The 7897-nt window shown below is 69.7% G+C and carries 7 protein-coding genes and 1 pseudogene; 5 read left to right on the forward strand and 3 right to left on the reverse strand.

What is annotated here, in order from left to right; translation table 11 throughout:
* Positions 1-421 precede the first annotated feature (421 nt).
* Positions 422-1681 (forward strand): amidohydrolase, encoded by a 1260-nt coding sequence (locus K228_RS0103220; RefSeq protein WP_025617111.1) that lies wholly within the window; start codon positions 422-424, stop codon positions 1679-1681.
* On the opposite strand, the gene K228_RS0103225 is transcribed toward K228_RS0103220, so the two are convergent.
* Positions 1638-2642: a DUF4349 domain-containing protein gene (locus K228_RS0103225; protein ID WP_029723330.1), complete on the reverse strand. Its 1005-nt coding sequence runs from the start codon at positions 2640-2642 to the stop codon at positions 1638-1640. The two genes, K228_RS0103220 and K228_RS0103225, sit on opposite strands and share 44 nt — an antisense overlap.
* A 125-nt stretch (positions 2643-2767) precedes the next feature.
* Between K228_RS0103225 and K228_RS0103230 the strand changes: the two genes are divergently transcribed.
* On the forward strand, positions 2768-3397 hold the full coding sequence (locus K228_RS0103230; RefSeq protein ID WP_025617113.1) for an MBL fold metallo-hydrolase: 630 nt from the start codon (positions 2768-2770) through the stop codon (positions 3395-3397).
* Positions 3398-3402: 5 nt separating this feature from the next.
* Positions 3403-4326 (forward strand): hypothetical protein, encoded by a 924-nt coding sequence (locus K228_RS0103235; protein WP_025617114.1) that lies wholly within the window; start codon positions 3403-3405, stop codon positions 4324-4326.
* A gap of 91 nt (positions 4327-4417) precedes the next feature.
* Here the strand turns inward: K228_RS0103235 and K228_RS0103240 are convergent, their stop codons facing one another.
* Positions 4418-4873: a gamma-glutamylcyclotransferase gene (locus K228_RS0103240; RefSeq protein ID WP_025617115.1), complete on the reverse strand. Its 456-nt coding sequence runs from the start codon at positions 4871-4873 to the stop codon at positions 4418-4420.
* Between the two features lie 106 nt (positions 4874-4979).
* Between K228_RS0103240 and K228_RS0103245 the strand changes: the two genes are divergently transcribed.
* Both K228_RS0103245 and K228_RS0103250 read left to right on the forward strand, forming a co-directional pair.
* Positions 4980-6380, forward strand: a complete 1401-nt coding sequence (locus K228_RS0103245; RefSeq protein ID WP_025617116.1) for an NAD(P)H-quinone dehydrogenase — start codon at positions 4980-4982, stop codon at positions 6378-6380.
* Between the two features lie 171 nt (positions 6381-6551).
* Positions 6552-7553 (forward strand): annotated as a pseudogene (locus K228_RS0103250) (helix-turn-helix domain-containing protein); the annotation flags it as partial.
* A 28-nt stretch (positions 7554-7581) separates the two neighbouring features.
* On the opposite strand, the gene K228_RS0103255 reads toward K228_RS0103250, so the two are convergent.
* Positions 7582-7897, reverse strand: a 316-nt coding sequence (locus tag K228_RS0103255; RefSeq protein WP_025617118.1) for an integrase core domain-containing protein, incomplete at its 5' end; no start/stop codon positions are given.

The raw sequence follows: 7897 nt of genomic DNA on the forward strand, positions 1-7897 counted from the left end.
CGCGTAGCGGGCGGCCACCGTGGGTAACCCGTTCGAGTGAGGTAAACGCACACCGTGTGTGGTTGGTTACCGGGCGAACATGTGAACGTCTGCGGGCCCGGTCGCGAGTGTGGTTGCTAGTTGTCGGAGTGTCCGTTAATAGAACGGACTAATGCCACAATCCGGATGACGGGTCTCGGTGTTGGGGAAATTTTCCTAACTCGTGAATCGGTTACGCGTTGTAGGAGGTGTGGGGCGGATGGCCGCGTTCAACCGCGATCTACCTGCTGTCCCGCCGATGAACGAGCGTTCCGAGCAGGGCGTACGTGACGCAGAGCGGCCCGATCGCTACCAGAACGAGGTTGCGCAGCGTCACCGTCGGAGGTCTACGCTGTCGGCGGTTCCGGAAGATTCATCCATTTCTAGTGATCGAGAATTCGACGTGACGAGTACGTTGACGCTGCCGAGTAATGGCCAGCTGGCGTCGTCCTGGACGGAGGCGCCCGCCGGCTCCCAGCCCTTACCCCTCGACCTGGACCAGCTCCTTGCGCTCCGGGTTTCGGGCCTGATCGCCACCCGTCGACGGATTCACTCGCATCCGGAGCTCTCCGGCGAGGAGTTCGAGACGGCCGCCCTGATCGCCCGGGAGCTGACGCGGGCCGGGTTGCGACCCCGGCTGCTCCCCAAGGGCAACGGAGTCATCTGCGACATCGACGGCCGCCCAGACGGCCCGGTGGTCGCGTTCCGGGCCGACATCGACGCGCTGCCGTTGACCGACAGCAAGGACGTGCCCTTCCGCTCCACCGTTGACGGGGTCTGTCACGCCTGTGGCCACGACGTGCACACCGCGGTCATGCTCGGCCTGGGAATGCTCCTCGCCCGCCTCGCCGAAGCGGGTGAACTGCCGGGCCGGGTGCGCCTGATCTTCCAGCCGGCAGAGGAGATCCTGCCCTGTGGGTCGCTCGAGGTGATCGAGGCCGGTGGTCTCGACGAGGTGGTGCAGATATTCGCGCTGCACTGCGACCCGAACCTGCCGGTCGGCGAGGTCGGCCTCCGGGTCGGTCCGATCACCGCCGCCGCCGACAACGTCAGCGTTCGGTTGACCGGTCCCGGCGGGCACACTGCCCGACCGCACCTCACCGTCGACCTGGTTGACGCCCTTGGCCGGCTGATCACCGAGGTGCCGGCCCTGGTCGCCCGGCGGGTGCCGGCCAACAGTGGACTACTGCTGGTGTTCGGCCACGCCTCGGCCGGCACCCGCTACAACGTCATCCCGTCGGAGGCCTGCGCCTCCGGGACGCTGCGCGTGATGGATCGGGACACCTGGGCGATGGCCCCCAAGGTCGTCGCCCAAGTGGTCCAGGACGTGATCGCCCCCACCGGCGCCACCGTGGACCTGGACTATCAGCGCGGCCGACCACCGGTCAGCAATGACTCCCAGGCCATTCAGGTCCTCGCCGCCGCGACCACCGCCGCGCTCGGGCCGGCCGGCATCGCGGAGACCCCACAGAGCATGGGGGGTGAGGACTTCTCCTGGTATCTGGAGTACGTCCCCGGTGCCCTGGCCCGACTCGGTGTCGGCCGCTCGGGCCCGAACGTTGACCTCCACCGCGCGTCGTTCGACCCGGACGAGCGGGCCATCCCGGTCGGTGTTCGGCTCATGGTGCAGACCGCTCTCCAGGCGCTTGCGGCGGCGGGCTGACCGCGGGTGGAGCGACCCCGCCGCCGGTGGGGTCGGCCGGCCCCCTCCCGGCGCTGTTCGCGGGGGGAGCGACCAGGGCCGGCCGCGGGCGACGGCGCAGCAACCACACCAACGTGCCCAGCGGCACGCCGAGTAGAAGCAGCCACGGCAGTACGGCTCCGAGCACGGTCAGCAGGACGGTCCACGAGATCAGGAAGACCTTCCACCCGCCCTTGAGACCAGCCACGAAGCCGAACGCGGAAGTGTCGTCCTCAGTGGTGGCGTCCGGGCCGACCAGCGACACAGTGATCGAGGAGAGCGCGGTCAGGTCCGCCAGCCGGCGTTGCTTCGCCTCCAACGAGGCGAGGTCGGCCTCGCGGCGCGCCAACTCGTTTTCCAGCGAGACCAGATCGCTGATCGACTGTGCCTCGCCGAGCAGCCGCCGGGCGTTCTCCACCCGGGCCCGTTGAGTGGTGATCCGGGCGTCCAGGTCGATCACCGCCTCGGTGACGTCCTCGGTAGAGATCTCCTGCCGCTGCCGTTTGCCGAGTTCGGCGACCTGCTCCACCACCGCGGCGAACTTCGCGGCCGGCACCCGGAGCGTCAGCTCGGCGGTGGCGTTCCCGGCCGCACTGCGTCGCTGGTCACTACCGACGAAGCCGCCGGCCGTGGTGGTCAGGGCGATCGCCTCGCGGGCGGCCTGCTCGACATCGGGCACCTGCACGCGCATCGAACCGGTGTAGACGATGGCGCGCTGGTCGACCCGGAGGTCCGCCGAAGGGTCGTCCCCCGCAGCCGGCCCGTCCGGCTCGCCCGCACCCGCCTCGGTCGCCGCCGCGTCGCCGCCGGTGCCCGGACCGGCGTGCTCGTCAGTGCCCGCACCGCAGCCACTGACGAGCAGCACCCCCATCAGTACCGCCACCAGCGCCGCCCCTCGGCGGCGCGCTGCACATCGATACATGTCCGCTCCGATCCGTAACATTCATCTGCTCCCACCCGGGGCGTGACCCGGACGGCGGGGACGATCGGTCAGTCGGGACGCGTTGCGCCGTCCCTTCGGGCAGACTGCGCTGAGGAGGTCACGATTCGATTCTCGAGGAGTCACGAATGCGGCTGACCAAGTACACGCACTCCTGCATCCGGGTGGAGGACGAAGGCGGGGTGCTGGTCGTTGATCCCGGCGTCTACAGCGAGCGCGTCGCGCTGGACGGGGTGGACGCTGTGTTGATCACCCACGAGTACCCGGACCACGTGGACGTGGCGGCCCTGACCGAGCAGCACGACCGGGGGCCCTTCGTCCTGTACGGGCCGCCGTCGCTGGCGGCCGTGCTCGACGGCCTGGTCGCCGCGTTCGTCCCGGTCGAGGCGGGCGCGGAGTTCACCGCCGCCGGCGTTCCGGTCCGCGCCTACGGCGGCCGACATGCCGTGATCCACTCCGACCTTCCGGTGGTGGAGAACCTGGCGTACCTGATCGACGACGTCGTCTACCACCCCGGCGATTCCTTCGTCGTGCCGCAGGATATGCCGGTCGACACGCTGTTCCTGCCGATCCACGCGCCCTGGGCGAAGTTCGCCGAGTCGCTGGACTTCCTGCGCGCCGTCGCGCCCCGCCGGGCGTACGCGCTGCACGACGGGTTGCTCAACGACCGCGGCCTGGACGTGTTCAACAACAACTTCGCCCGCCTCTCCGACGTGGACTACCGGCGGCTGGTGCCGGGCACCCTGGTGGACGCCTGAGCCGCATGCCTGGTCCCTCCCGGGAGCTGCTGCGGCAGCTCTATCGCACGCCCCCCGACCAGTTTGTGGCCGCCCGGGACCAGGCGGTGGCCGAGGCGCGGCGGGCTGGCGACGCACCCGCGGCGCGGGAGATCGCCCGGCTTCGTCGCCCCACGGTCGCGGCGTGGCTGGTGAACCTGCTCGCGTTGGAGCGACCGGAGCTCGTCGCCGACCTGGGCCAACTCGCGGAGTCACTCCGGTCGGCCCAGCGCGAGCTTCGCGGCGCGCAACTGCGGGAGCTCTCCACCCAACGGCGGGCCGTGGTCGGCGCGCTGCTCGCGGAGGTCCGCAGCCTGGCGACCGCGGTGCCCGGTGCCCCGCCGCCCGGCAAGCTCCCGCTCGGTGCGGTGGAGTCGACCCTCAACGCCGCGCTCTCCGACGTCGAGGTCGCCGAGCAGGTGCGCTCCGGCCGGTTGCTCCGGGCCGCCAGCTACGCCGGCTTCGGCGAGGTGCCTCGACCGCAGCTGCGGCTGGTCACCGAGGAGTCGGCGCCGTCCCGGGCACCGGGGAGCGACCGGGCAGCACCCCGTGCCCGGCAGGCGGAGCGGGCCGCCCGCGCCGAGTGGGAACGGCGACGCCGGGCGTTGGATACGGAGTTGGCGAAGGCACGTACTGATCAGGAACGGGCCGAGGCGGAACTGGCCGGCGCCGCGGAGGCAGAGCGGGGCGGGGTGGACGGCCTCGCCGCGATCGAGACGGAACTCGCCGAGCTGGAGCGGCAACGGGCTGTTGCCGAAGAGGAGCTGAGCCGGGCGAAGTCGGCGCGGCGGGCAGCCGAACGGGCGGTCACCGTCGCGCGGCGCCGGACCGGTGAGGTTGAGGCCGCCGTCGAGGCGTTCGCCGAGGAGGAGGCTGACCCCCGCGGGGCCGGCCGACCCCCAAATGTGTGATTGACGACGCACGACGGGGCCGGCTCGTTGCCCCATCGGGGGCGATAGCAGACTGGGGGTCGTGCGACATGCCCCGACAATCTGCCGGCCGTCAGGCCGACGCGGTGCCGGTGGGGCGGGAGCGCAGTCCCGTGACGTAGTCGTCCGGTGCCCCCGCCTTCTCGGCGGCGTTGGCGATCTCCGAGAGGTACCACGAGGTGGGCAGCCCACCCTCGTAACCGTCGAAGACGTAGATCCACGCCGTCACATCGCCGGTCAGGGCCGACACCCGCAGGTGGAGCTTTCGGTAGGTGCCGGAGGTTACGCCCTCGATCTCGTCGAGCTGCGCCGCGTCGTACTGGTGGATGTCGTAGAGCGCCACGAAGACACGATCCCCGGGAGACTCCACCACGGTGCTGACCGCGCCCTCCCAGCCGATCGCGCCCTCACCGGCGAACGTGAGCCGCCAGCCTTCGAGCCAGCCGGTGCCCACCATCGGCGAATGCGGACAGTAGGCGCGCATCCGGGCAGGGTCGAGGTTTGAGCCGTAGGCGGCGTAATGACGCACAACGATGACGATAGCCCGGCCGACGGGTGGGGGAGAATACGACGGTGCGTGTCGGATGCGTTCGGGAGAAGAAAGTCACTGTGAGCATGGACGGGGAGTGAGCGTTGTGAGCCGGATCGTGATCATCGGCGGGGGGCCGGCCGGTTACGAGGCGGCGTTGGTCGCCGCCCAACTGGACGCCGATGTCACCGTGGTGGAGGCAGACGGTGCCGGCGGCGCCTGCGTGCTGTCCGACTGTGTGCCGTCGAAGACGTTCATCGCCAGCTCGCAGCTGGTGACCGGGTATCGGGACTCGGAGGAGTTCGGGATCCACTCGGACGGGTTGGCGGCGGTCACCGTCGACGCCCCGGCGGTGCACGCACGGGTCAAGCGGCTCGCGCTCGCGCAGTCTGCCGACATCCACGCCAAGTTGGTCAAGGCCGGGGTGACGTTCGTGGCCGGCAGCGCCCGGCTCGGTGAGGACACGCTCGGTCACAACCACCGGGTGATCGTCACACCGGCGGACGGCGCGGAGTACCGGATCGATGCCACCACCGTCCTGATCGCCACCGGCGCGACCCCGCGCCAGCTCCCCACCGCGGTCCCGGACGGCGAGCGCATCCTCACCTGGCGGCAGGTGTACGACCTTCCCGAGCTGCCCCGGCACCTGGTCGTGGTCGGCTCCGGCGTCACCGGCGCCGAGTTCGCCAGCGCCTATCTGGCGATGGGGATCGAGGTCACCCTCGTCTCCAGCCGGGACCGGGTGATGCCGCACGAGGACGCCGACGCGGCGATGGCGATCGAGCGGGTGTTTCGCAGCCGGGGGATGAGCATCCTGAACAACTCCCGGGCCAACGCCGTCCGCCGGACTGCCGACGGCGTCGAGGTCGAGCTCTCCGACGGGCGCCGGGTGCAGGGTTCACACGCGCTGATCGCGGTGGGCTCCATCCCCAACACCGCCGACCTGGGGCTGGTCGAGTACGGCGTCGAGTTGGCCCGGGGTGGGTACGTCGCGGTCGACCGGGTGTCCCGGACCAACGTGCCCGGAATCTACGCGGCCGGGGACTGCACCGGGATGTTGCCGCTGGCCAGCGTGGCCGCGATGCAGGGCCGGATCGCGATGTGGCACGCGCTCGGTGAGGCGGTTCGACCGCTGCGGCTGCGTACGGTCGCGGCGAACGTCTTCACCGACCCGGAGCTGGCCACGGTCGGTGTCTCCCAGGATGAGGTGGACGCGGGGAAGGTGCCGGCCCGGCAGGTCATGCTGCCGCTCGCCGGCAACGCTCGGGCGAAGATGGACGAGGTCCCCGACGGCTTCGTCAAACTCTTCTGCCGGCCCGCCAGCGGTCAGGTGATCGGCGGCGTGGTGGTGGCCCCGAAGGCCAGTGAGCTGATCCTGCCGATCACGATGGCGGTGGAGAACCATCTGACGGTCAACGAGCTGGCGCAGACCATCACCATCTACCCCTCGCTCTCCGGCTCCGTCACCGAGGCCGCCCGGCAGTTGATGCTGCACGAACCAGAGTGACGGGTCCACGTCGTGTTTACCCGTTGTACCTCTGATCCACATCCCACCGCCAAAGCCCCGACTCGCACGGGTCGGGGCTTTGGTCTGTCTCCCTGTCCGTTGCGGACGGCTCTCCGTTCTAGGGAAGGGTATCGTTGTGGTACATCGTGTACCCAGCACGGAGGTGGCCCTGTGGTTGATCAGCAGCTCATTCCCGGAGAGCGGGTTGAACGGCTTCGTCGGGCAGCGGGGCTGTCCCGCGAACGCCTCGCTGGTCTTGCGGGTCTCAGCGCGACTACCGTGAAATTCATCGAGAACGGCCGGCGATCGCTGACCTTGCGGGCGGCGCAGCAACTTGCTCCGCACCTTGGCGTCCGTGACCTCGGCGATCTGTTTGGCCCTCAGGTTTCCTTATCCCTGGATGGCCGGCCCAGCCACCCCGCCGTTGACGATGTCCGTCGGGCGCTTACCGCTTGGCAGGTCACTGTTACTGGTGAGCCCGAGTCCACTGACTACCTGCGTGGCGCGATTGACGCTGCCTGGCAGACGTGGCACACCAGCCGCCACCAGCGTACTGAGGCCGGTCAGTTGCTACCGGGGCTACTGGAGGCGACTCAACGCGCCACCCGGTTGCACCGGGGGGCGGATCGACGTGCCTCCCTGGCGCTGCTCGCCCAGGCTTACCACCTCGCCCAGGCATACCTGGCCTGGCATGGTGACCGCGAGCTGTGCTGGCTCGCGGTTGACCGTGGTATGACCGCTGCCCTGGATGCCGACGACCTGCTGGCAGTTGGGCAGTCCATTTGGTATGCGGCTCACCTGCTCCGCGCCACCGGTCGTGGAGACGATGCTTTGGAGCGGTTGGGTGAGGCACGTGCGTTGATCGAGCCGCATGTGACGGATGGCGGTGTCGAGTGGGCGGAAATGCTTGCCGATTTGCATCTTTGTACCGCACTGACCAAGGCGCGAATGGGGGATCAGGGTGCCTGGTCTGACTGGGACACCGCCCGTCAGGTCGTGGAACGGGCACTGCCCAGTGGTTTCGTCGGGCTACGCACCCGGGTATCCCGTCCGCTGGTTGACGTCTACGCGGTGATGTGCGCCGTGGACCTGGGTGACCCGGACGAAGCCCGGCGTCGTGCCCATGCCCTCGACCCGGCATCGATTCCGTCGACTGAACGCCGCGGGCGGAACTTGTCAAGGCCGGTGGGACCAGTGGGTGTTACGCCGCTTGCGGCATCGGTTGATCGGTAGCGGGTTCGGTGGGGTTGATCCAGACGGTGTCGGGCAGGTGCAGCGCCTTGGGTCTGGGCCGGCGGGAGAAGCGTTCGGGGTGGGCGGTCCAGGCGGTGTCGAGGGCGTGGGCGCGTAAGGCCTGTTTGGCGGCGGCGTGGCCGTAGTGGACGTCGGCGGGGGTGTGTAGGCCGATGCCGGCGTGGTGGTGTTCGTGGTTGTACCAGCTGAAGAACGTGTCGCAGAACGCGCGGGCGTCGGCCAGGGATCCGAAGCGTTCGGGGAACGTGGGGTGGTACTTCACG

Source organism: Salinispora cortesiana (genome assembly GCF_000484695.1).
In the GTDB taxonomy this organism is placed as follows: domain Bacteria; phylum Actinomycetota; class Actinomycetes; order Mycobacteriales; family Micromonosporaceae; genus Micromonospora; species Micromonospora cortesiana.

What these genes read in the sequence shown, in the direction of transcription:
- K228_RS0103230 (WP_025617113.1), top strand. Translation starts at nt 2,768, where the DNA reads ATGCGGCTGACCAAGTACACGCACTCCTGCATCCGGGTGGAGGACGAA.
- K228_RS0103235 (WP_025617114.1), top strand. Translation starts at nt 3,403, where the DNA reads ATGCCTGGTCCCTCCCGGGAGCTGCTGCGGCAGCTCTATCGCACGCCC.
- K228_RS0103225 (WP_029723330.1), bottom strand. Translation starts at nt 2,642, where the DNA reads ATGTTACGGATCGGAGCGGACATGTATCGATGTGCAGCGCGCCGCCGA.